The organism is Humiphilus diazotrophicus (genome assembly GCF_059726315.1).
Window position 1 is genome coordinate 7,509,757 of sequence record NZ_AP040870.1, and the last position, 25,200, is coordinate 7,534,956.

15 protein-coding genes are annotated in these 25,200 nt (G+C 52.2%); 10 read left to right on the plus strand and 5 right to left on the minus strand.

Annotated features, from left to right (window positions below; genetic code table 11):
* Nucleotides 1-5 precede the first annotated feature (5 nt).
* Nucleotides 6-1,901, minus strand: a complete 1,896-nt coding sequence (locus AC6I7T_RS30040) for a CRTAC1 family protein (protein ID WP_497791556.1) — start codon at nucleotides 1,899-1,901, stop codon at nucleotides 6-8.
* Nucleotides 1,902-2,457: 556 nt separating this feature from the next.
* On the opposite strand from AC6I7T_RS30040, the gene AC6I7T_RS30045 reads away from it, so the two are divergent.
* The 6 genes from AC6I7T_RS30045 (at nucleotide 2,458) to AC6I7T_RS30070 (ending at nucleotide 11,187) form a co-directional block, all read left to right on the plus strand.
* Nucleotides 2,458-2,580: a hypothetical protein gene (locus tag AC6I7T_RS30045; protein ID WP_497791558.1), complete on the plus strand. Its 123-nt coding sequence runs from the start codon at nucleotides 2,458-2,460 to the stop codon at nucleotides 2,578-2,580.
* Between the two features lie 791 nt (nucleotides 2,581-3,371).
* A complete protein-coding gene (locus tag AC6I7T_RS30050; protein WP_497791559.1) occupies nucleotides 3,372-6,908 on the plus strand; it encodes a TonB-dependent receptor in 3,537 nt (1,178 codons plus the stop codon).
* A 69-nt stretch (nucleotides 6,909-6,977) separates the two neighbouring features.
* On the plus strand, nucleotides 6,978-8,360 hold the full coding sequence (locus AC6I7T_RS30055; protein ID WP_497791560.1) for a tetratricopeptide repeat protein: 1,383 nt from the start codon (nucleotides 6,978-6,980) through the stop codon (nucleotides 8,358-8,360).
* Between the two features lie 25 nt (nucleotides 8,361-8,385).
* Nucleotides 8,386-9,531, plus strand: a complete 1,146-nt coding sequence (locus AC6I7T_RS30060) for a hypothetical protein (protein WP_497791561.1) — start codon at nucleotides 8,386-8,388, stop codon at nucleotides 9,529-9,531.
* A 5-nt stretch (nucleotides 9,532-9,536) separates the two neighbouring features.
* Entirely contained in the window at nucleotides 9,537-10,745 is a 1,209-nt protein-coding gene (locus tag AC6I7T_RS30065; protein WP_497794656.1) for a hypothetical protein, read from the plus strand.
* A gap of 52 nt (nucleotides 10,746-10,797) precedes the next feature.
* A complete protein-coding gene (locus AC6I7T_RS30070; RefSeq protein WP_497791563.1) occupies nucleotides 10,798-11,187 on the plus strand; it encodes a VOC family protein in 390 nt (129 codons plus the stop codon).
* 127 nt (nucleotides 11,188-11,314) lie between these two features.
* Here the strand turns inward: AC6I7T_RS30070 and AC6I7T_RS30075 are convergent, their stop codons facing one another.
* Both AC6I7T_RS30075 and AC6I7T_RS30080 read right to left on the minus strand, forming a co-directional pair.
* Entirely contained in the window at nucleotides 11,315-11,728 is a 414-nt protein-coding gene (locus AC6I7T_RS30075) for an ester cyclase (protein ID WP_497791564.1), read from the minus strand.
* 256 nt (nucleotides 11,729-11,984) lie between these two features.
* A complete protein-coding gene (locus AC6I7T_RS30080) occupies nucleotides 11,985-13,190 on the minus strand; it encodes an acyltransferase family protein (RefSeq protein WP_497791566.1) in 1,206 nt (401 codons plus the stop codon).
* Nucleotides 13,191-13,433: 243 nt separating this feature from the next.
* On the opposite strand from AC6I7T_RS30080, the gene AC6I7T_RS30085 reads away from it, so the two are divergent.
* Entirely contained in the window at nucleotides 13,434-15,014 is a 1,581-nt protein-coding gene (locus AC6I7T_RS30085; RefSeq protein ID WP_497791567.1) for a flavin monoamine oxidase family protein, read from the plus strand.
* 641 nt (nucleotides 15,015-15,655) lie between these two features.
* On the opposite strand, the gene AC6I7T_RS30090 is transcribed toward AC6I7T_RS30085, so the two are convergent.
* Together AC6I7T_RS30090 and AC6I7T_RS30095 are read right to left on the minus strand one after the other, a co-directional pair.
* Complete coding sequence (locus AC6I7T_RS30090; RefSeq protein ID WP_497791568.1) at nucleotides 15,656-16,549, minus strand: 2-oxoacid:ferredoxin oxidoreductase subunit beta; 894 nt, start codon at nucleotides 16,547-16,549, stop codon at nucleotides 15,656-15,658.
* Between the two features lie 12 nt (nucleotides 16,550-16,561).
* Complete coding sequence (locus AC6I7T_RS30095; RefSeq protein ID WP_497791569.1) at nucleotides 16,562-18,337, minus strand: 2-oxoacid:acceptor oxidoreductase subunit alpha; 1,776 nt, start codon at nucleotides 18,335-18,337, stop codon at nucleotides 16,562-16,564.
* 899 nt (nucleotides 18,338-19,236) lie between these two features.
* Between AC6I7T_RS30095 and aceE the strand changes: the two genes are divergently transcribed.
* From aceE to AC6I7T_RS30110, 3 genes are all read left to right on the plus strand, one after another.
* The gene (gene aceE, locus AC6I7T_RS30100) at nucleotides 19,237-21,906 is read left to right on the plus strand and encodes a pyruvate dehydrogenase (acetyl-transferring), homodimeric type (RefSeq protein ID WP_497791570.1); all 2,670 of its coding nucleotides are present in this window, start codon (nucleotides 19,237-19,239) and stop codon (nucleotides 21,904-21,906) included.
* A gap of 510 nt (nucleotides 21,907-22,416) precedes the next feature.
* Nucleotides 22,417-22,812, plus strand: coding sequence for a DUF309 domain-containing protein (locus AC6I7T_RS30105; RefSeq protein WP_497791571.1), 396 nt, complete (start codon nucleotides 22,417-22,419; stop codon nucleotides 22,810-22,812).
* Between the two features lie 296 nt (nucleotides 22,813-23,108).
* Nucleotides 23,109-25,193, plus strand: coding sequence for a putative bifunctional diguanylate cyclase/phosphodiesterase (locus tag AC6I7T_RS30110; RefSeq protein ID WP_497791573.1), 2,085 nt, complete (start codon nucleotides 23,109-23,111; stop codon nucleotides 25,191-25,193).
* The last annotated feature ends 7 nt before the right edge of the window (nucleotides 25,194-25,200 follow it).

Below are 25,200 nucleotides of genomic sequence, written 5' to 3' on the forward strand. Positions count from 1 at the left end.
ATTCCTTATGGCTGAACGCCCTTGCTTTCAACAATGGTGACAATTTGATCGATCTTGTTGAGTGGAAGCTTTTCGACGGCTCCGCTCGGCCAATGAATCTCTATCTCTGTTACAGAGGTCTCTTCTCCGAGACCGAAATGCAATCTTGGATCGTGCGTGGAAAGATAGCTGCCTCCGGAGAATATGTCGCCGCGTTGGCGTTTTCCTCCGGAAGTCAGATAAACCGTGGCTCCGGTAGCGTCACGGGGGCTCTTTGGTCCGCCAACGAGTTTCAGTTCAACCCAGTGGTGCTTGTCGGCGGAGACGTTTCGTAACAATGCGGGATAGCTGTCGATAGCATTGATTACCACATCGAGCTTTCCGTCATTGAAGAGATCTCCGACAGCCATGCCTCGCCCGCTGTATACGGTGGCTAATGCCGTGCCATAGACGGCAGGGACGAGATCGAACTTTTTCCCTTCTAGATTGTGGAAGAGCAGCGGTCGCTGTGCCCAACTGGTGCCCCAGGGCATTTTGTCTACGAGAGGGTAGACATGTCCGTTGGCGATGAAGAGATCCTTCCAGCCATCATTGTCGAAATCCAGGAAGGCAGTTCCCCAGCCAAGGAAGGGAATGGTCGGCTCGGCGATGCCCATCTGGTAGCTGATGTCCGTAAAGTTGGCGTCCCCATCGTTGCGGTAGATGGGATTGTAATCATCCGAGAAGGTGGTGTTATAGAGATCGAGCAATCCGTTATTGCGGTAGTCGCCAATGGCGATTCCCATCGATGCAGTTTCGCGCCCGTTTTCGTTCAGAGCATAGCCGGAGGCATAGCTTACATCTTCGAAGGTGCCATCACCTTTGTTGAGGTAGAGATAATTGGGTGTCGAGTCGTCGGCTACAAGAAGATCCGGTTTGCCGTCGTTGTTGATATCGACGAAGGCGGAAGAGAAGCCGTAATAACCATTCTTGTCGGCGACACCAGCCTTCTCGCTGACATCCGTAAAGGTACCATCTCCATTGTTATGGAAGAGATGGTCGGGCTCGCCTCTTAGTCCGCGAGGCCCGCACATGACATTTTCGCCCCGGAATTGGCAAAAGCTATAGCTGACGGCCTTGCTACCGGATTCCGGAGGGTTGCTGAAATCGTAATGAATATAGCCAGGGACAAAGAGATCGAGCCTGCCGTCTCCGTCGTAGTCTCCCCAGGTTGGGCCCGTTGACCAGTTCCCTAAAGTGACTCCTGCTTTTTCGGCAACATCGGTGAATGTTCCGTTGTGGTTATTGTGGTAGAGACGATTCTTCCCGAAATTGCTGACGTAGATGTCCGGCCAGCCGTCGTTATCGTAATCTCCGATGGCAACTCCAAAGCCCCAGCGTTCATTCGTGACGCCTGCCTTCTCTGCGACGTTTGTAAAAGTACCATCGTGGTTGTTATGGAAGAGGGCCGCTTTGGGTGCCGGGGCTGTTCCGGCCAAGGCTTCGGCAGTGGAACCACTCACAAGATAAATATCGAGCCAGCCATCCTGATCGTAATCCAGCAGGCCCACTCCGGAACCATTTGCTTCAATGATGAAGCGTTTTTCTGGAGCCCCCATGGTGTGCTTCCAGGAAGTTAGCCCGGCTTTCTTCGCGATGTCCTGGAGTATGACGGGGCCGTTGGGAACAAAGCCTCCAGCCGTAATCGGGCGTCGCTCAGTATCGAAAACTGCTGCGTGAACTCCACCAGTATTGACTCCACCTGAGGATGGAGCTTGACCTCCCTCTTGAGGCTTGTCTGACTGTACATCTATAGAATGAGCGTTGGGTGCGGTAGACTGTGCCTGAAGCGGCTGCGAGGTTGAAAATACTGCCGCAAAAATTAGGGAAGCCAAAAGCCTGATCGACGAAGCTCGTCGGGAGGTCACGCCGAAGTTATTCAAAACACACCTTTCCAGGGACAACGTATGTTGGCTTTGTCCGAGACAAAGTTCAGTCAGAGGAGGGTGCGAAAGCCTGCGAAGTTTTTGTGGACCAAATGACCGTACCTCCTCAATTGAAACTGCATCGGGAATGCTTCTCCGACAGGTCCGTGCCTGCGGTTACAAACCCTGATGGCATCCAGCGCAGGTTGGGAATGAACCTTCGCTAGGGGGAATCTGCTTCATGTTGTACCGATCAGCGTATTTTGTTGTCAATAGGGTAGAAAACAGCACGGTATCGTTTGCTGCACTGTCAGGATGTGCCGGGCAACAAACCTCGGACTTCAGGTCGCCAGTCCCCCGCGTCCGTGGGTAGGAATAAACCTTCATTCTCTTCCATCCGTCTCTCCTCTCCAGTAGAGGAGTGTGGGTCTAAAAAGGGGAGGAGTTTGGGGCTAAGGTTAAAACATAAGGATGACCATGGGGGTTATGGTTGTGGCAGATATAAGATATTCAGATATTACAAATTCCTTTGATGGATATTGATACCTGTGATAGAGACAGTTATGGAGTAAGAATGATGGAGGCATCAGGTCCTGACGGATCCATAGCTGTCTCGCTCCTGAAAGTGGACGAACCTCAGGTGCTTCCGGCTGCGGGAAGCTTTGCGAGATCACCGCTGGTTAATGCGACGGGATAAAGATAAATTGCAGATATCGAGAAAACCATTTTCACCCATTCATTTTCTAACTGCCCGCTTTACTGCTGTTTCTAGTGCCAGACGAAGCGTACGTTTTATATAAGTACGGAGCCTCCTGTTAAGGGATTGTTACTCCTGCTTATTCAGAAATCTTTCCTTGCGAGGGCTGCAATCGTGCTGTTCCAGCTTTCGAAATACGAAAACACAGATGTGTTACCACTTTGGCGCATTTCCCCTGAGTGATTTTTGTATTGACAAATATATAAACAGCGTCTTAGTGTACGTCGATTAGATAGAGAAAACATTTACTAGTCGTGCCGAAATTCTTTCATCTGAGTAATCGAACTTTGCGGGCCAATGCAGAATCTGTTCGAGCCCGAGCCTTGGAAAGCAGAAGGTGGACCGCGCTTTGGAGGCGTGTCTTTAGGCCGTTGAGGCTTAGCAATTACTGTTTCGCGGGGGTGTTCGATTGAGAAAACGAGATCCTTAGAATCCGATACAACCGATATCCAGATTTGCAAACTAAGTAAAGTGCGAGAACGAATTCCGGCTTGTCCCCTCAAGCAATATTCGTACTCCGAACGTTCTTCCCCCTTGCAGCTCCTGTTGCGAGAAGAGCGAAGTTTTGCCAATGAATGACTTCGGGAGGTCGAAGTATGAAGGATACGTGTGGAAGCTATTGGCAATTTCCGGGTTTTCTACAGAAGCTAGTGCATTTCCCTCTAAGATGTAGACCAAGACACAGAAGCTTATGCGGCTTTTCGCCAAGAGAAGATGCGCTTAAGCTCACAATGCTGGTCTTATTCATTTCCCTTACTTTTCTGAACAGCCATTATGCATACAGTCAGGCGGATCAGGGCGCTATTACAGGCGTTGTGCAAGATCCTAGCGGGGCCGTGGTCCCAAATGCCGAAATCACTCTTACCAGCACCGACACCGGCTTGGTCTTCAAAGGCAAGGCCGATGCCAACGGAATCTACAATTTCTCTCCAATCAAAATTGGGAACTACACCGTCACGGCAAGCGCTCAGGGCTTTCAGACGACCACGCAGACAAATGTTCATGTCGATCTGCAGCAACGCTTGAGTGTGAATCTTAAGCTGCAGCCAGGCTCGGTTTCAGAAACAGTAACGGTTACAACAGCTCCGCCGCTGATGCAGACACAGGACAGTTCTGTCGGTCAGGTGATGAGTGCGGAAGCTATTAACAATATCCCTCTTAACGGCCGTAATTGGGTTTATATTGCGCAGTTGTCAGCCGGGACTACTCCTCCCGAGGGCTCCCGCGGCGCCGGGAAGGGCGACTTTAATGCAAATGGACAGAGAGCGGAACAGAATAACTTTATTCTCGATGGCGTCGACAATAATGTGAATGTCGTCGATTTCGTGAATGGTGCCAGCTTTGCGCAGCAACCTCCGCCGGATGCTTTAGCTGAGTTCAAGGTCCAGACCGGAGACTATAGTGCCGAGTTTGGTCATTCTGCCGGGGCTGTAGTTAACGCCAGCATCAAGAGTGGAACGAACCAGATCCACGGCGACCTGTGGGAATACTTTCGGAACGATGTACTGGACGCCCGCGACTTTGACGCACTGAAGGTGCCGAAGTACCGGGAGAATCAGTTCGGTGCAACTCTGGGATTTCCAATCTTGAAAAACAAGCTCTTCTTCTTTGGAGATGTGCAGGCCAACCGCATTGTTTTCGGAGAGCCTTCAACGCTGACCGTTCCGACTCCGCTGATGCGCCAAGGAAACTTTACGGAGTTGCTCAATCCATCGCTTACCGGCTCTTCGCAGTCGATCACGCTCTATCAGCCGAATTCCGGCGGAACCACGACATTGAGTTGTAATGGGCAACAAAATGTTATGTGCACCAATCAGATCAATGCCGTGGCTCAGAAGATCCTGAATATGTATCCTCTGCCGAATATCAATGGAGGCAAGACATACAATAATTATCAGGTGAATCGTAATTCCTGGGACAACACCTTTCAGTGGGATGCGCGCATGGATTTCAACCTGAGCGCAAAGGACCAGACCTATTCAAGATTCAGTTACTGGCATGAGCCCGGATATCGTCCGCCTCCGCTGGGGCCGATCCTTGACGGCGGCAATTTCAGCGACAACGGTACCTTCCTCAATCTCGGGGAGAACTTCATGTGGAGCGAGACGCACGTCTTTACTCCTTCGCTGACAAATGAATTTCGCTTCGGGTACAACTACGTGCACACCGGCTTTCAACAACCAAATCACGAGACGAATATTGCTCCGACGCTTGGGTTGGGCGGCATTCCTTACGGTCCAGGGTTCCCTGAAAATGGCGGCCTGCCGAACGTAACAGTAAGCGGCATGTCGACGTTCGGAAGTACAACGTACTTCGTGACAGACGAGCATGAGAATGTCTTTCAACTGCTCGATAATGTGACGAAGATTGTTGGCAACCACTCCCTGAAGATGGGTGTGGAGTTCCAGAGTGTTCGCTTCTCGACCTTGCAGCCTCCTTATCCGAGAGGAACGTACAACTACACAGGAATTTTTACGAGTAATGCAGGTGCCAGCTATACGGGCTTTGGTGTAGCGGATTTCCTTGCCAATCAGAATCACGATGCCAACCTTTCCAATGAATTCAAGAATGGTGACGCGCATTGGTACCGGGCTGCTTATTTCCAGGATGATTGGCGGATTACGAGTAAGCTCACGTTGAACCTGGGTGCGCGCTATGACTACTTCCAGCCCTATAAAGATGTTGGCGGATATCAGGCAACCTACTATGTAACAGGTCCGGTCGGAGTGGGGACAGGATCGGCTGTGTACCAGATTCCTGCCGAACAGAGGGGGTATCCTCTAGCCCCTGCCTTTACCAGCCTGCTGGCTAAGGACAACATCACCTTGCAGTATGTGAACAATCCTCATCTGATTAATGCGCAGTCTACAAATTTTGCACCGCGTGTCGGCTTCTCTTTTTCTATTACTCCGCAAACAGTTATTCGGGCGGGATACGGAATCTTTTATGGAGGACTGGAGAGCACCGGGTATTACCCGAATCTGGGTGAGAACTATCCCTTCCAGTTCACGGACACTTTCACAGCGCCTTCCTGCAAGCTGGGGAATTGTCCGAGCCTGAGCGCTACATCGAGTCCGCCTTCGGCTGCTGCTCCCGGCATAACATTGGAGAACGGTTTCTCGAACGCTCTTGCAAATGGGCTGTCGAACTTCCTGGCACAGCCCGCGCTGAGAGGCTCCGATCCCACGGCGAAAACTCCGTATACGCAGGATTGGAACCTGAGCATCGAGCGTGCCATCGGTAATAATATGGCGGCTACCATCAGCTATGTAGGAGATGTTTCGCGACATCTGGCTGTGTTTCCAGATCCGAATGCTCCGATGGCTTTGCAGAATACCTCTGCCAGCCAGCAAAGCGTGCGGCCCTTCCCGGATATTGGAGGTACGGCATACACCAACTATGCAGGAACGAGCAGCTACAATTCGTTACAGACAAAGTTCCAGAAGCGCATGTCAAATGGTCTGAACTTTCTCGTCAACTACACCTATTCCCATTCTTTGGATGATGCTCCTACTCCGCTGGGGAGTACAGGTGACCCCGGCTATCGCAACTATAACCTTCTGCCGATTCGGTACGATTACAGCAATTCACCTTGGGATACGCGGCATCGTTTGAGCTTCAACAGTTACTATGAACTTCCATTCGGCTTCAAGCGCCGTTATTTGAATCATCCTGGGATTCTGAATCAGATCGCAGGCGGTTGGGCTACGAATCTTACCTTCTTTGCTCAGACCGGAAATCCATTTACGGTCTATCCGGATATCGCGACGGCTTCCGGTGGAAACTCTCGCGCTGTGCGCATCGAAGATCCATTCAGCACGCGGCTTACGGCGAATGCCTCTAATCCTGGAGTCACTTGTGCTTCTCACACGCGAACGCTGGCGCACTGGTATAACCCGTGTGCCTTTGCGAATCCGCTGAGCGGCTCGTCAATTACAGGATTGATTACCGATCGAACTCAGGTAATGCAATATTTAGGCGGACCACGTAATACCGTCTATGGGCCCGGATATGAGAGGGTTAATATGTCGGTCTTCAAGGATTTCGGCATCTGGCGGGAACAGTTCCTGGAGTTCAGAGCCGATATCTTCAATGTTCTGAATACGCCTGCATACGGACAACCTACTTCGGCGAATACCAACTCTACGAACGGTACATCTACACCAACAATTACCTCTGCAGGAGGTCAGATTACTACGGCAAGATCGTTCCAGAACTTTACTCCGGATGCCCGATACTTCCAGTTTTCCTTGAAGTATCAGTTCTGATGAAATAGCTGGGACATGACACCGGCCTGGAGGTCGGCGGTTACTTCACTAGCGTGCAAGGAAATAGCAATGAAGGGAGTTGGGTGGTTCTTGGCAAGTGTCGGCTGGGCGTTGCTCGGTGTAGCTTACGCCCAGCCATCGGCACCTTCAGGTCCGGACGATAACCAGATCTTTCAACAGGCTTTGGCCGCGTTGAATACCGGGAACACGGTCAAAGCAGAGTCCTTGCTGAAGGTTCTGCATAGTCGCCATCCTAAGAGTTTTGAGATTAACGAGTCTTTGGGCTTGCTCTATGCTTCGCAGCAGAAGTTCGGAGCGGCCATTCCGCTCCTTGATGCTGCGCGGCTTGAGCAGCCCAATTCCGATGTTGCCCATGCAAATCTCGGCACGGCATATCTAAAGACTGGACGTGCGGAGGATGCGGCCAGGGAACTTGATCGTGCAGCAAAGCTAAATCCCTCGAATGCGACGACGCAGAAGGCGCTCGGGCAGGCATGGATGTTGCTCCGGCAACCGCAGAAGGCCATAGTGGCGTTCCAGGCTGCTTTGTCGGTCGATAGTTCGAATTCCGATCTCATCTACAATCTTGCACTTGCCTTCTTCGATTCAGGCGAAGCTGCAAAAGCTGGGCCATTGCTTGCACGTATGCCGGGTGGCGAGGCTTCTGCCGAAGCTCAGTCGCTCTATGGCGATGTTGAGGAACAACTTGGCCAATATCAGGCAGCTGCACAGCATTACGCAAATGCTGTCAGGCTTGCTCCGTCTGAGCCAAATGTATATCTTCTCGGAATCGAGTTCCTGCGCCATTGGACCTTTGGCCCTGCGGTACAGGAGTTTGAGGCTGGAGCGAAGCGCTTTCCCGGAAGCAAGAGAATGCGGTTTGCACTTGGAGTTGCGTATTACGGAAATCGAAATTACGATCAGGCAATCCCTGTCTTTGCAGGATTGTTAGCTGCAGAGCCGGAGAACAGCATGTATGCCGAGTTGCTAGGGCGCACATGCACGGTATTAACCGAGGGGCTGGACCCAAAGTGTGGAGCATTGATTGAGTTTGCGGAGAAGCATCCTGGCAATGCAATGCTTTCTACGTATGCTGCAACCAGTATCTTGCATCGGCCTTTCGATGCTGCTTTGTTGCAGGTAGCCCGGCGTCTGCTGGAAGGGGCAGTGAAAGCTGATCCCAATCTTGCTCCGGCGAGATATGGAATGGGAATGCTGCTACAGAACGAGTCGCAGTGGCAGCAGAGTATCCCGCAGTTGGAAGCGGCTGTCCGGCTCAAGCCTGATTTTGCTTCAGCGCACTACCGCTTGGCCCTGGCATACTCTCATGTAGGCCAGCGTGAGAAGGCCGAGAAGGAAATCGGTTTGCAGCAGCAATACAGTAAGCAGGAACGTAGCGGGCTAGATGCACGTCTGCAACAGGTAACCAAATTTCTTGTAACGATGCAGTGATGCGAGCCGGGTTGAAAGACTACATATGTCTCTGAAAGAAATTGCTTCGAAGGTTGCCTGGAACAGAAGAGAGTTTCTACGGGGAGCAGCCGGTATTGCCTGTGGCAGCACGCTTACAAGCTTTGCTTCTTTGCGGGCAATCGCTTCTGCTCCGAAACCTAAGGTTGTTGTTGTCACCTTCGGTGGCGGTGCGCGGGACGAGGAGACCTTTGCTCCTGAAGGCCAGGAGAATATTCCGAACCTGTTGCATACTCTATTGCCGCAAGCTACTTTCTTTGCGCAGGTTATCAACAGTGGGATTCTTGGACATTATGTCGCAACGGCGAGCCTGGCAACCGGAGTTTACGAGACCTTCAACAACTTTGCCGCGGTGCCGCCGCATAATCCGACGGTCTTTGAGTATTTCCGCAAGGATCTGCGCCGACCGGCTCACGACGCCTGGGTTGTAGCTCCGAGCAACGGCTTCAATCGGATCGGAGAAAGCGACCACCGTCAATACGGCGAGGGGCTTGGTGCCGGAGTGATTCTTCCCAAACATCTGCTGACTGCCAGCATGCGTCAAGGGAATGCTTCGGACTACGAGCATCTTCTGCGCGATAATTACGAGTCTCCACTCTACACTCCGGAATCGATACGCAATGTATTTGAGATGGAGAAATTGCATGCTTTGCTTAAGCTCTCTGTAACCGACTTTGTGGCGAATGCCCGCAGTCTTGCCAGTCCCGACGAGCTTTCGGTTTATATCGCTCATCGGCTTATGCGGGAACTGGCTCCGAGTTTGCTTTGGATTACCTTGCACGATATCGACATCGCTCATTCGGGAACCTACTCTTTGTATCTGGAAGGAATACAGCGTTCAGATCGGCTCTGTGCTGAAATCTGGAAGACGATTCAGTCCGAGCCTGAGTATGCGGGAAAAACAACGATGTTTATTCTTCCGGATTTTGGCCGCGATTCCGATACCGACCCGGGAGGGAACGGCTTTCAGCATCATCGCACAGGAGATCCTCTTTCCCGTACAACATGGATGTTGGCAATGGGGCCCAACGTTCGTCAGGGAGTAGTTGTAGACAGGCCGGTAAACTCGATTGATCTTGTGCCTACGCTGGGCCGATTGCTGGGATTTTCTCCGCTCTTTGCGCAGGGCAAGCCCTTATCGGAGATTGCGTGACGACTATGCTTCCGAAAGACCTCAATCTGGAAAGTTTTCACGGATACCCTCCACAGGCACAAGCTCTTCTGGCAACACGTCTGGAAATATTGCGTCAGGTTCCCCTGATCCTGCTTCCGAATCTGCTGCGGGAAGCAATCGTCTATGATTGGCGCTTCCCGGCAGAGCGACGCGAACTGGACGATCAGTTGGAGTACCTTGGCAAGCTTTCGAGGCAGCAACTCGATCAACTCTTTTCGGAATTTTCCGGACTCTCACTGCCAAGAGATCTAGAGAAGGTCGATTGGGTCCATGATCCGAATCTCTTCGTGCAACAGCTCACGGCCCATCTTTGGGCCACGCATCAGATGGACCGCTTCCGCAGCGCAGCAGATACATATTGGAAGACATGGAAGAAGGGGAGTCCTGCTATGACTCATCCCTTGCCACCTCTGGGGATTGCGGTGATCGGCCAGGGAGTCGAGGGAACGAAGTACGAGCCCTTTCGCAAGCTGCGGCCGCTTGGGGTTTTCTTTAGCAAGGTTTCTGCCGGCGAAGGAGTGGATTCTCTTCTGGAAGCGGTTTCGGCGAGGGCTGCAGCACACTCCACTTCCTATGGCCATTGGTACATCGATGGAGGCGAGGGCAGAAGTGTTTCTCCTGGTGTCACGGCAATTTCGTATGCCAGTCTTGATTCCGTTCGTCATCGCTTGTTAGAACGCATAAAGAAGTACATGGAATCCGGAACCGCAGGCCCTGAGGCATTACGAACAATGCTTGTGCAAATGAAGCCGCAAGAATTCGGTCTTCCCGCAGAGGGCGATGCGGCGGTATTGAGCTATTTTCAATTGACGCTGCTGACCGAAGGCTCTGGCACACAGATCTTTAGCACGACCTTTGCGCAATGGGCGGCCAGAGAGGCGTTACGACGTGCCCAGCCTCGCACTTTGCTGGTCCGATTTGCACCAAGACAGCGTCAGTTACCGATGAATGAGCTGCTCTCCGGATCACAGCAAAACGTTCAGTTCGATCCCGAAGGCTCTTTAATCGATGCTGATATGGGGGCTTATTACACCTACCTGAATCAGCAGCGGCTCGTGGGTGCTGAGGAGGGAACATTCCTTGCCTGGTTTGAAGGACACGAGCAGGCGGTGGCGATTGGTCCAACGCTTCCGCGGGGAACGGTGTCATCGACTCCGACCAAGCTAAGGCAGATTCTTTCCTGGCTGACTTGATGTTGTAGTTGCATTTCCCTGTGTATGTTTTTGTCATTTATGATCTTATGCCATGCGGATCATACATATAGGGATATGGACGAACGATATTGAGCGGTGTAAGCGCTTCTATACATCCTATTTTGGCGCTATTGCCGGTGAGCACTATTTCAATTCTGCCAAGGGTTTCGAGTCATGCTTCTTGAGTCTTGAGGATGGTGCTCAGATTGAGTTGATGAAGACCACAAAGCTCTCTCCTGTCGTAATAGAGAAGGGAGCGAACCGGATGGGGCTGACTCACTTCGGTATCCGGATGGGGGCGGAGCGAGCCGTCGACGAGCTTTCACAGAGACTCAAGGCCGATGGTTATCCCATTCTCGACGGACCGAGGAGAACAGGCGACGGGTACTACGAGTGCGTCGTTCTCGATCCCGATGGAAATCGTATTGAGCTTGTTGCCTGAACAGATAAACGATTCGACAACCACAGTAGAGAGGCCCCTTCTTCCTGCTCCGGGACTGGCCGGAAGAAGGGGGCCTCCTCATGTAAGGCGGGAACCGTGCAAGCGATTAACCCTCCGCTGCGTGTAGTCAGGCAGCTTTAGGTGGTTCGAGGAATGCCCAGCGTTCGGCGATCTTGCCACGATCGAAACGCCAGATTACGATTCCGCCGAATTGGATTTTGTTTCCACTCTCAGGATCTGTTGCCCGCCAGACATTTCGGACTACTACTTTGTCGCCTTCCGCAATGATGTCTTCCAGGGATACTCGCAGGTCTGGAAATTTCTTCAACATATTTCCTACGTAGTGTTTTGCTCCTGCAGGACCGGGAGGCGTTCCCGGTGGCACGTCGCTTCCATGGTCAACATAGTTGGCAGCAAAGTTGATTTCGGCTAAATCCAGATTTCTGCGATTTACAAATTGCTCGAAGTGATTGCGGACGAAGATCTTCATCTCTTCGATGGACATCTCCATGCCGTAATACTCGGCTCGTGCGGCAGTCATTCGTGGTCGTCCTCCTGCTGATGTTTTCGGGGAGAGAGTCTTTTTTGTGTAGCTATGCGCCTAAGGAAGCAACATAAGATCGTAGGCGAGCGTGATCATCTGTTCAGCATAAACTTGAGCAGGCAGTGGATTCCAGTACTTTGTATCTCTTTATGCAAGAGGGCACGGGAAGTCATAATGTGTGCAGAACTTTTCAGGTTTCCCGCTACAAAGATAAGAAGTTGTATTTCTTGTGGTTAGCTTGAGAGTGCTGTAATTAACTTTGTTTATTACTCTCGCCTTCGGGGCGCGAGCGTACAAAAGTGAAGCGGCTCTTGAGTTTCAGGAAGGGTTTTTCAAAGAACTGGTAAGAGAGACTGGCGAGTCCAATAGTTAACGCCATGACTAGCGTTGTTCCAATCGCGGGATAGGTTCCGGAGGGAAGATGGAAGCTACTAAGAAGGTGCATCAGCCACTTGTTGCCGACTCCCAGGATGAGATAGAGAAGCAGCGAGTGAAAGAGATATAAGCCGTAAGAGATTCTGCCAAGATAGCTCAACCAGCCAGGAATCAATCTTTCCGAAATTCCATACGCGGAAAGAAAGAAGAAGATTGCACCCAGCAGCACAAGCCCCCATCCGAGGACTGCGGGAAGCGGATGCAGATGCGGCTCCCAGCTCTTTACGCCTAAGCCCATGAAGGTGGAAACCCAACAGCTTGAGCCCAGAAGGAAGAGTGCTGCCCGAATGCTGAGAGTCCAGCGCGGAGTTCTCCCGTGCAGCAGCAGGGCAAGCAACGCTCCGGCTGCGAAGAATTGAAATTGAAACCAACTGTTCGTCCACTGTCCGTTATCTCCGGGTGCGTCATGGCGCGCATAAAGAACGATGGTTACGTAGGAGAGAACAAGAAAGCCTATGCTGATCCACGCCAGTGCTTTTCTGCCTCCCCAACGCATCAGCAAAGGAATACAAAAATAGAACTGCTCTTCGACAGAGATGCTCCACAGTGGATCGAAGGGACCAGCAATCCAGCCGTATTTCAAGATGTACCAATTGCCAGAGAAGAAGGTGAAGGCGAGCAAGGTCCCAACGGTTTTGGGACCGGTTCCTGTCAGGAAATGCTCAAGCACTGCCAGTCCATAAAGACAGACAAAATAGAGTGGCCAGATTCTTAGTAGACGGCGAAGATAGAAGGCTCCTATGTGGATGTCGCCCATCTTCTCCCGTTCCCGCAAGAGCAACTCTACAATGAGAAAAGCGCTCAGCAGAAAGAAGAGCGTTACGCCAAAGGCCCCAATCCAGGCAACCACATAATTCACCGGGTGAGTTGCTTGATTCAGAGGAATAAAGTCGGCGCGATGAAACCAGAAGACGCAGACAAAGGCGAAGAAACGCAATGCGTCCAGTTCCGGACGGTAGAATCCTGATTTTCGCGAAGATCCCTTTGTAGAGTGCTCCTCTTGTAATGTGGCCGGCTGAGTCATTCGTATCCCTGATAAACTTACGGCAATCTTGAGCCGGAACAATCTAATGATAGAAACTCTATCATTTCCGGGGCTGTGAGATATGGGCTCCTGAAATGGAATGGTGCGGATAGCGATTTTCTCGCGGTCGCCGGAAGTATGGACATCTTTCTCTTGCAAATTCCAGAGTTCCACGCCAAACTTGAAACTTCAGTTCCCATTCCTAATTTTCCGTACAACTTTGCATAAGCGAGGATCACGGCTATGGCCATGACGCGGCGGGCATTTCTTACCCGAGTAGCGCAGGTAGGCGGTTACCGGGCAGCTTTTCGAGCGATGCAGTCTTTGGGGCTAATGGCAATTGCTGCGGAGGCTTCTCCGTTACCGCAGCTGCCGACAGGGTTTGGTTCAGGAAAGAAGATCGTCATCTTAGGCGCAGGGATTGCAGGACTGGTTTCTGCTTATGAACTCCGTAAGTCGGGATTTGCCTGCACGGTTCTAGAGGCGCGGGAGCGTCCCGGTGGGCGTAGCTGGAGCGTTCGTAATGGAAGCAAGGTCGAGTTTACCGATGGCACAGTACAAAACTGTAGTTGGGAAGAAGGGAATTATCTGAACGTCGGTCCTGCCCGCATCCCTTCGATCCATCGGACACTGCTCGGGTATTGCGAAGAGCTCGGCGTGCCGCTGGAGGTCGAAATTAATACCTCGCGCAGCACCTTGATGCATTGCAAGGATCTCAACGGTGGCAGGCCCGTTGAGCAACGCCAGGTAATCAACGATACTCGCGGACACATCTCTGAACTGCTCGCCAAGAGTATTAATCAACATGCTCTGGATCAGCAGCTGACAAAGGAAGACAGCCAGCGGATGCTGGAATTTCTTCTTCAATATGGGGATCTTCAGTCGGATTACAGCTACAAAGGTTCGGAGAGAAGTGGCTTTGTCGTTGCTCCCGGTGCCGGTCCGCAAGAGGAGAAGTTGCGTCCGCCGCTTGATCTGCATGAACTGCTGATGGCCAACTTCTCGAATGGGGAGCTGTATGAAGAGCAAATCGATTGGCAGGCGACGATGTTTCAGCCAATCGGTGGCATGGATCGTATCCCCTATGCGTTTGCCAAATCGTTAGGGGAGATAGTGAAGTATCGATGTCCGGTAAAGGAAATTCGCAAAACGCCGCAAGGGGTTCGTGTTGCCTACTCCGATTCGACTGCAGGAAAGATCCAAACGATTGAAGCCGATTACTGTATCTGTACTCTTCCGGTTACGATTCTGCAGACACTCGATACCGATTTTTCTGCTGAGAAGAAGAGAGCTTTTCAGGGAATGAAGGTTGCTGCGATTTACAAAATAGGCTGGGAGGCTCCGCGATTTTGGGAGAAGCAGTACAACATCTATGGAGGGATATCCTTCCTTAAGCAGATGGTAGATGTGGTTTGGTATCCAAGTGCAAATCTCTTCTCGAAGAACGGCGTAATTCTTTCCGGTTTCAACTTCGAAAAGAACGATTTTGCTGACGGCTCGCTGACAGAGTTTGGGAAGCTGCCTACGATGGAAGCCAAGCTGGAGGCCTCTCGTACTGCCGTGGAGACTTTGCATCCTGGACATGGGAGATCTCTTAGCAAGCCGATCTATGTGTATTGGGGGAAGATTCCTTATAGCTTAGGATGCTTTGGCCTGAATATGGTGCCTTCCGCTAAGCCTGCTTACGAAGAGTTATCGACTCCAGACGGACGGCTCTTTCTTGCCGGAGATTACATCAGCCATCTCTCCGGTTGGCAGGAGGGCGCTGCACTATCGGCTCATCGGGCAATTGAAGGGATCGTAGCGCATATGCGTAGTAGCTAGTCCTATCCGTGAAAGATGGTGGGTCAGCGTATGCGGAGTGGATTTCAGCGCTGTGCATTCTTCCGGTATGGAGAATGCTGGAGTTTGTACATCTAGAGAAAGAAGAATTAAGAGAAGTGAAATAGTAATACAGGTGATCTGCTTATTTTGTGGCATTGTGTCAGGGCTGGCCTTCAGGCCAGCCGCAGCAATTCTTATAAGAGTGAATAGACATTTTCGGTAACAAATGCAGCGTAAGGCAGGGCTGCGCGAATAGTTGCAAGACACGGCTTGAGTAGTCTTGGATGTGAAGAGGCAATGGCAGAACGCGTAAACGGGTATAAATTCAATGCCTTTGCACCATTCTTCAACATTCGTTACCGAGAATGTTTCACCCCACAAAAGAAGACAGCTTTCGGTAGGCCTGAGGGCCTACCCCCTGACGCACCACAAAAGCCAATTCGTCTTTACGATTCTGGCTGTATTCAAGATTTTTGCAATTCCAGCTCGGGAAATGTAGAAACTCGAGCATTCTCCCAGTAGGGAGAATTGAGCGATGTTTATGAAATTGAGGAGAAAGAGACAGGCGGGAGTAGGAAACTCACTTTGCGTTCATCTCCTATGCCCGCCTGTTGTGGCAGGAATCATACCTCCTACGTGCTCTACATCAGCTCTTCAATAAACGAGCGAGCTACATCGGGAGGTATGTGTGGGGTTTGGTGCACTAAAGGCCCTTCGTTTAGAACCGGATCGTTACCGTGCAGCGTCGGTACGTCGTTGCGTTCGAAGAATCTCCCGATAGGAATCTCTTCTCCCCAAACGAGAGATTTTTCTACTGCCGCCGACCAATCGGTTGGATCGTAGCTGCCATCCTCTTCGAGCTTTTTCACGCGAGGGCGGAACCACTGATAGGTATTGTCTTTGTTGTAGGTGACACAGGGGCTGAAGACGTCGAGGAAAGAGAAGCCCTTGTGCTGAATGCCTTGTTTAATCAATTCCGTTAAGTGTTTCTGTTCACCGCTAAAACCTCGGGCGACGAAGGTGGCCCCGGCGGAAAGAGCCAGTGAAATAGGGTTGATCGGAGCTTCGACATTGCCGAAGGGCATACTCTTCGTCTTCATTCCGACGCGACTGGTGGGCGAGGTTTGTCCGGTGGTGAGTCCGTAGATTTGGTTGTCCATCACGATGTAAAGCAGGTCGACGTTGCGTCGCATGGTATGCATGAAGTGATTGGCTCCAATGCCGAAGCCGTCGCCGTCGCCTCCTGTAACCAGGACCGTCAGTTCATGGTTGGCAAGCTTCAGCCCTGTTGCAACCGGCAGCGAACGGCCATGAAGCGTGTGCATGCCATAAGTATTGATGAAGCCGGGTAGATTTGAAGAGCAGCCGATACCGCTTACCACCACGACATCGTGGTTCGGAATCTGGAGATCGACCAGCGCCTTCTGAATTGCGGCGAGTACACCATAATCGCCGCAGCCAGGGCACCAGTCGGGATCGACCTTGCCTTTCATATCCGCCATTGAGAACTGGGGAGTAACTAGTTCCGTCGCCATGATCCCTTCTCCTTAAACCATGATTTCGTGGGTGGGAACCGAGAGTGTGGTGCTCCCGGTCAGTTGTTCTCGTACCGCTTCGACGATGTGATGAGGCATGAAGGGCTCTCCATCGTATTTGCGGATATGGCCGTTGGCGACAAAGCTGGTTTCGCTGCGAAGATAGCGGGCGAATTGTCCGCTGTAATTGTTCTCCACAATGATGGTGCGTCGTGCATTCTTCAGAATGTCGAGGATGGCATCGCCATGCAGGGGAACCAGCCAGCGAATCTGCAGATGATTCGTTGAGATCCCTTGCTCGCGCAGCAACTGGCAGGCCTCTTCGATGACACCTTGCGTCGATCCCCAACCGACTAACGTTACGTCAGCGTCCGCTGGTCCTTGCAACGCGGGTGTTGGAATCGAGTCGGCCAGGTTATTCATCTTGCGCATACGCTTTTCCATCATGGCGCGGCGCTTGTTGGTGTTCGTGTACTCATCGCTTACGAGCACTCCATTCTCGTCGTGCTCGTCACTGGAGACGGTATGGACATATCCCGGTACTCCCGGGATTGCGCGGGGAGAGATACCGCTGGGGGTGATCTGATAGCGGTTGTAGGAACCGCCCGAGCCGTTTGCCCGGGTGATCAGCTCGCCGCGATCGATGGGTGGATTGAAGCTCAGCTCTTCGGGATCGACACTCAATCTTCCTTCGGAGAGCAGCAGGTCGCAGAGCACAATGCCCGGACATTGGAGCCGGTCAGCTATGTTAAAGATCTCCGGAATGAGTTTGAAGCAATCGGCAATATCGAGTGGTGCGGCGATTACGCGTGGATAATCTCCAAAGGCTGCGCCAAGCATCTGCCAGAGGTCGCCCTGCTCGGTCTTTGTCGGTACTCCGGTTGACGGCCCTGCTCTTTGGCAATCGATAACAACGACAGGCACTTCCATCATGGCTGCTAAGCCGAGGCCTTCCGTCATCAAGGCAAAGCCTCCTCCGGAAGTTGCGCACATAGCGCGAACGCCTCCATGAGCTGCTCCTACCGCCATATTGATTACGCCGATCTCGTCTTCTACCTGGCGAACCATGATTCCGGCCTTGCGACCATGCGCTGCCATCCAGTGCAGGACGCCGGTCGAGGGGCTCATGGGATAGGCACAGTAGAACTTGACTCCGGCCGCGGCTCCTCCCATGGCCAGGGCTGTATTGCCGCTCAGAACGGCATAGCGCTTTTCCGTCATTGGCAGCGGGCGGGTAAAGGCTTTGAAATGTGCCGTGGCATAGTCGTAACCGGCTCGGGCCAAGTTTACGTTTTCCGCGATGACGGCTTCGCCCTTCTTTTGGAACTGTTCGGCGAGTACCTCTTCCAAGGACTGGAAGCCAATGCCCATCATGCTTAATGCTGCGCCGATTGCTAAAGTGTTCTGCGCAACTTTGTTCTTACTGATGTCAGCGAGTTGGGAGACGGGAATGGGGCAGAGCTGCACCCCTTCCTGAGGAGTGCCGGGTTGAATAGTATCCGCATTGTAAAGGCAAGCATCTCCAGCTGAGAGGAGCTGCAGGTGCCGGTTCACTGTGTCCTGATTCAAGGGAATCAGCAGGTCGATATGATCGCCCATATTAGTGACCGGTTCTGTCCCGGTGCGAATGGTCAGAAAGGTATGTCCACCGCGGATGATGGATTGATAGGCGTTATAAGCGTTCAGGTGTAGTCCGCGTCGACTAAAGATCTTAGCGAAGATATCGCCGGGTGTTGCGACACCCTGACCGGCGGCGCCTCCGATACCAATGGCAAAGTTCTGCCTCATCGTGTTTTCTCTCCAAGCGAAAGCCGCTGGAGTCGCCTGCCCAAGCTGTAGAAATGCCGGCGGCTCTATCGGCGGGAACAATGGTGAGCCGGTCTGCGTGGGACCGCCTCAAGGGAATTCCAAGTTCTAGCCAACAAGTACTTAAGGAATGCGTTCGGCAAAGGTTTGACCACCGGTTGCCGAGCGGAGAAAGCATACACCTAAGTCCTTGGCTCCCGGAAGATTGCGGTTGGAATATTTGCAGGCTCAATTGTTTGCAAAGTAGAGGGAGAGCGAATTCTCAAGCACCCGGTAGGTCGTATCCGTCTCATGCCACCGGGTGCCGTAGTTCGTCAGATAGAACAAATCGGGATCTTTCTCACATAATGGTCCAAGCTGAGAAGATAATTGTGATGCTAAACACAAGATATGAAAAGACTTTGCTAGACTTGTGCTAGCAATTCGAAAAAATCTTTTTTCCGAGTCCAGCGGCGAATGTGCACATCTAAGCTGGTGAAAGCAAAGGAGGTAGCAAGCGGCAGCAGCGCAGGCGTCTGTCGGACTTGCTCCAAGTAGAATAACTAGAGAAGAGAGCGAACAACTAGACGAGCCGGAAGTAGGGCTATTTCGCTGAGTTCTGGCAAGAAACCGAAAGCACTTCCCCTGTTCGTAGTGCCATTCGGAACAGATACGGTTGAGTGGCGTTTCCCCTTAGTTAAGTATTACTATCCCTGCGCAGCGCCATCCGGGACCGTAAATGATGGAAAAGATGCTTATACGTTCTTTCGCATATACGTATACGAACTGAACCGGAAGATATCGAAGATAGTTTTTGGAAATTGGGTAATTGATCGTGCCTGGCTCTCAGCCGCTCACGGTCCAACTGGAACAAATCAAAGGCGAGTCGGTCGTTGAAGATTATGAATACAAAAGTTGCTATCCCCGTCCCCTCCGAATTCTCCCAAGAGCTAGCTGAGTGGATTGAAGCTTTCGACGAGATTGTCGTCGAAGAAGGCCCAGAACGTGCACAGGAACTTCTCGCCGTACTGCGGAAACGCGGGCGTGAGGCTGGCATCAGCACCCCTACAGAGTTAACTACGCACTACATTAATACTATTTCCAAGGAAGAAGAGGTCCCTTATCCTGGGGATCGTCACATTGAGCGTCACATTAAAGGACTGATCCGCTGGAATGCGATGGCCATGGTGCATGGCCAGAATAAGAAGGACTCCGGCATCGGCGGCCATATCTCTACTTACTCTTCTTTGGCTACTTTGTTGGAAGTTGGCTTTAACCACTTCTTCCATGCCTCCTATGGAGAAGAGCCCGGTGATTTTATCTATTTCCAGGGCCACGCTTCTCCTGGCGTTTATGCCCGTGCTTATTTAGAAGGACGTTTGACGGATGAGCATCTCAAGAACTTCCGCCACGAACTTCGCGATACTCCGGGACTCTCTTCTTATCCCCATCCCTGGTTAATGCCTAACTTCTGGAAGTTCCCGACGGTTTCAATGGGCATCGGACCTTTGAACGCGATTTATCAGGCACGCTTCATGAAGTATCTGGAGAATCGCAGCCTGATTCAGAAGACACCTCGTAAGGTTTGGGCATTTGTAGGCGATGGTGAGACAGATGAGGTCGATACCCTTGGCGGGCTCACGGTAGCTTCCCGTGAGAATCTCGACAATCTGATCTTTGTTGTTAATTGCAACCTGCAGCGTCTTGATGGCCCAGTTCGCGGCAATAAGCGAATCATCGACGAGCTGGAAGGTATCTTCCGCGGTGCCGGATGGAATGTTATCAAGGTCGTCTGGGGTTCCGGTTGGGACAAGCTCTTTGAGCGCGATCACAGCGGACTGCTGCTAAAGCGTATGGAAGAGTGCGTCGATGGCGACTATCAGGCCTTCAAGGCTAAGGGTGGCGCTTACGTTCGCAAAGAGTTCTTCGGAAAGTATCCCGAACTCTTGGAACTGGTCAGCGATATGACCGACGACGAGATCTATGCTCTGCATCGTGGCGGACACGATCCGGTGAAGGTCTACAACGCCTATAAGCGCGCTGTGGAACACACCGGCAGCCCAACCGTCATTCTGGCGAAGACCGTTAAAGGCTTCGGCATCGGAACAACGGAAGCCCGTAATGCTGCGCACCAGGAAAAGAAGCTCACCGATGAGGCGATTCAGGCCTTCGTCAAGCGCTTCGATATTCCGGTTCCCGAAGAGATTGCGAAGCAGGCAAAGCCGTATCGTCCAGCGGAGCACTCTTTGGAACTCCAGTATCTGCATGAGCGCCGCAAGGCTCTTGGCGGATACATGCCTAGCCGCGAGATCAAGCCCTATGACTTCAAGGCTCCTCAGCTGGACTTCTTCAAAGAGTGGACTGCAGGATCGAAGGGCCGTGCCGTTTCGACGACAATGGGCTTCGTCAGCATCCTGCGGGGTCTGTTGAAAGATCCGGCCATCGGTAAGTTGATAGTTCCTATCGTTCCGGACGAGGGACGTACCTTCGGTTTGGAGTCAGCCATTCGCCAGGTCGGTATTTATGCCTGGGAAGGGCAGAAGTACAAACCGCACGATCTGGATATTCTTCTCTACTATCGCGAAGAGAAGGACGGCCAGATTCTGGAAGAGGGAATTACCGAAGCCGGTGCCATGGCTTCGTTCACCGCAGCCGGAACCGGATACTCGAACTACAATGTTCCGACGATCCCGTTCTACATGTATTACTCGATGTTCGGATTCCAGCGTGTTGGCGACATGATCTGGGCCTTTGCCGATTCTCGCGGCAAGGGATTCCTGATGGGCGGTACCGCCGGACGTACCACGATGCTGGGTGAAGGCTTGCAGCACCAGGACGGACACAGCCATGTATTGGCCAGCACCGTTCCTACCTGCGTCAGCTACGACCCTGCGTATGTGTACGAAGTAGCGGCGATCGTTCAGGATGGCATTCGCCGTATGTATCAGGACGGCGAGAATGTCTTCTACTACATCACGATGTACAACGAAGACTATGCCATGCCGGAGATGCCTGGAGACGTTCGCGAGGGAATCATTCGCGGTATCTATAAGTACAAGGCGGCAGCAAAGGGCGAGGCTGCGGTGCAGCTCTTCGGCAGCGGCACGATTATGAACGAGGTGCTTCGCGCTCAGGACATTCTGGCCGAGAAGTACGATGTTCCGGCCGATGTCTGGAGCGTAACCAGCTACAACGAGCTGCGGCGTGAAGCTCTGGCCGTCGAACGCTGGAATCGTCTCCACCCGGGCGAAGCCGAGAAGCAGCCTTACATCCTCTCGGCGCTTGGGGCTGCAAAGGGGCCGATTGTTGCGGCTACCGATTATATGAAGATCGTGCCCGACCAGTTGGCTCCCTGGTTGCAATCCAGACTGGTAACACTGGGAACCGATGGCTTCGGACGTAGCGACAACCGTGAGTATCTGCGCCGTCACTTCGAGGTCAATGCCGAATCGATCGTGGCCGCAACGCTGTCGAAGCTGGCTCGTGAGGGCAAGTTCGATGCCGGTCGAGTTCAGCAGGCGTTTGCGGAATTGGGTGTCGATACCGAGAAGGTCGATCCCGCTCACGCATAACCAGGAAACTTATTCATAACCGGTAAAGGCCCTGGAGCATTCCTCCGGGGTCTTTTACTGCCAGGTCCAAGGTAGCAACGGCTTATCCCCGCACGCTCCTGATATAAGGAATCAGGCAGTTCGGGGACGGCCGTAACGCAGGGCTCACCGGATATCCCTCTTTCCCCTTCAACATCGTTTCCCGATACGTTGTCGTATTTACTTTTCTGGTACCTAACATTTCACATATTAACCAGATAGAGACCCCCATTCCGAGGAATCAAAGGTAGGTTGGTTGTTAGTTGGTCTTCGAGTCCTCGAATGTAGCTATCGCTCTCTCAAATGCGGCCCCGGCTCAGGAATAGGTCTCTTCAAAGGGGAGAGCGGGTTGAATCTGGTATCTCTCTCGACCCTGTTCCGGACCGATTGCTGTAGCGGTACGAGGGTGGGCTGGAGGCCTGAGATGGAAAAGCTGGTAGTCCTACTGCTTTATTCGTATGCGTGATTAAAAATGTCTATAGATAACCTCTGGTGCTATCAGCAACTTGCAATTACACTTGGCAGGTGACTGAGTGGGATTGGACGAAAGGGGAGCTGGCCGAAGGTCTTCGATGCTATCAGACGGAGCGATTTTTCGACGCTCATGAGCATTGGGAAGGTGTGTGGTCAGACCTCCAGGGGCAAGAACGAAGCTTTTTGCAGGCCCTGATCCAATTAACCGTAGCTTTTCACCACTCTCGTCGTGGAAACCAGCGAGGCATGAGGTCGATGTTGCAACGGTCTCTTGAGAAGCTGGAAGCTTGTCCGGACTCCTTCGGCGGAGTCTCTGTAGCTCCGCTTCGAAACGAGATTCGGGAGTGTCTGCGGCAGATGAACGACGCAGAGGGCCCTTTGCCGTTTCGTAGTCCACAAATAACGATTAAGTAGCTAATTCTGTTATTTATTGTTGTATTTTTGCCCCGGTGTACAAAAATAGTTACTCCTGATCTGCACTTTCTGAATCTGTACAAAAGGTGACTAAAGTTACTTTTGTCGTTGCCGATAATGAGAGAAAGCGCATTCCACGCCCACCACGCTGAGCCGCAGTCTGGTTACAGCTCTTTGGGAATGTAGCCATAGCAGAGCCATGAGGCTAAAGACTTTTCTGCTAAATTTCATCTCTCACTCGCAATGTCAGCCGTTGCAATCGATGCTGAATAAGTTGGAAGTGCAAAGGAAGATGAATGTACGCCAGTAGCTACAATAGCTCACTCGTTCTCTTTTCCATCCTGGTGGCCATTTTGGCGTCTTTTACGGCGCTGGACATGGCCGCCCGGATCACGGTAGTAGAGCGTCGTTATGCAAATTGGTGGCTGGCCGGGGGTGCTGTCTCCCTGGGGGTTGGCATTTGGTCTATGCATTTTGTAGGGATGCTGTCCTTCCACTTACCCATTCCTCTCGGCTATGATCCGAAACTTACTTTTCTTTCTTTGCTCATTGCGAATGCTTCCTCGGCGGTAGCTCTGTGGTTGGTGAGCCAGCCGCGTCCGACCCGGAATCGTCTTATTTATGGATCGTTGTTGCTGGGTGCCGGAATTAGCGGTATGCACTATACGGGGATGGCGGCGTTACGGATGTCTCCTGCGATTCGCTACAAGCCGGTCCTCTTTGGACTCTCAATCTTGCTTGCGATAGCCGGTTCCAGCGTAGGCCTCTGGATCGCGTTCTTTCTCGGACGATCGGCTCCCCGGGCCGGACGCTTTCGTGGCATGGCTGCGGTTACGTTGGGGATAATCGCGGCTGGTACTTTCTATTTGCAGATGGCAGCGGCTGAGTTTCCGAAGGGAAGCCTCTGCGGAGCTGCACGTTCGGGACTCGATATCGGTTGGCTGGCTTTGCTAACCATCATTGTTACGCTCGCCATTTTAGCTATCTCGCTGGTCTTTTCCGTGCTGGACATGCGGATGGAGCGGAAGACCTCTGTTTTGGCCAACTCCTTGGCGAAAGCCAATCAGGAACTGACCTATTTGGCTCTGCATGACAACCTCACGAAATTGCCCAACCGCGTCCTGATGGAGGACCGGCTCAATCAGGCTATGCAGGAAGCGGATCTCGAAAGGCAGCCTTTTTCCCTGATGGCCATGGACCTGGACGGATACAAGGCGATTAACGATGCCTTCGGTCACCATATCGGTGACTTACTGCTGATTGAGGTTGCGGAGCGCATTCGGGAGGTAATAAACCCGCAAGACACGCTTGCCCGTGTCGGGGGAGACGAGTTCATTCTGCTATCGAGCGTAGGCGAGCCAGCCGAGGCAGCCTCCTTGAGCCATCGTCTGGTCTCCGCCGTTGCCCAACCTTTTACGGTTCTTGGCCACGAGTTGCGGGTTTCTCTTAGTCTGGGGGTAGCTCTCTATCCGAGCGATGGGGAGCTTTCCGAAGATCTGCTGCGTAACGCCGATGCCGCGATGTACCATGCCAAAGCCCAGGGCCGGAACGGCTATTGCTTCTTCGAAAGCTCGATGAATGCCAATGTTCGTGAGCAGTTGCAGTTGCTGCATGATCTTCGCCTGGCACTGGAGCGGAAGCAGCTGGTTCTCTACTATCAGCCGAAGTTCGACGTTGTGAATCAATCGGTTATCGGTGCCGAAGCTCTTCTTCGCTGGCAGCATCCCACTCGCGGGATGATTTCTCCTGACGACTTTATCCCCATGGCAGAAAAAACCGGCCTGATTGTTCCTATTGGAGAGTGGGTGCTGGATGAAGCCTGCTGCCAGATGAACAGATGGCGAGCCGAGGGTCATGCCGACTGGACGATTGCCGTAAATCTCTCTTCGCTGCAGTTCGATCATGCCGATCTGGTGCAGATGGTGCGGACAACGCTGGACCGCTACGATCTCGACCCTGCCTGTCTGACTCTGGAGATCACGGAGACGACAGCGATGCAGGATGTCGATGCCAGCATGCGGATTCTTCAGCAGCTTTCGGAAATGGGAGTCCGTATATCAATCGATGACTTTGGCAGCGGGTATTCGAGCCTGCTTTATCTGAAAAGGCTACCGGCGAATGAACTGAAGATTGACCGTGGCTTCGTGAACGATCTGGTACATGATTCGGAAGATGCTGCAATCGTATCCGCCATTGTGGCTCTTGGCCGGATACTGAATCTGAAGATCGTTGCAGAAGGTGTAGAAACCATGGCGCAACAGGAGTTCTTGACGAATTTGGGCTGTAATTCTCTACAGGGTTTCCTGTTAGGAAGACCGATGCCCGCTGAGAAGTTTATCGAGACAGCTTTTGCGAAGTGGGCTCCCTCCGGACTCGCGTGACGAAAGA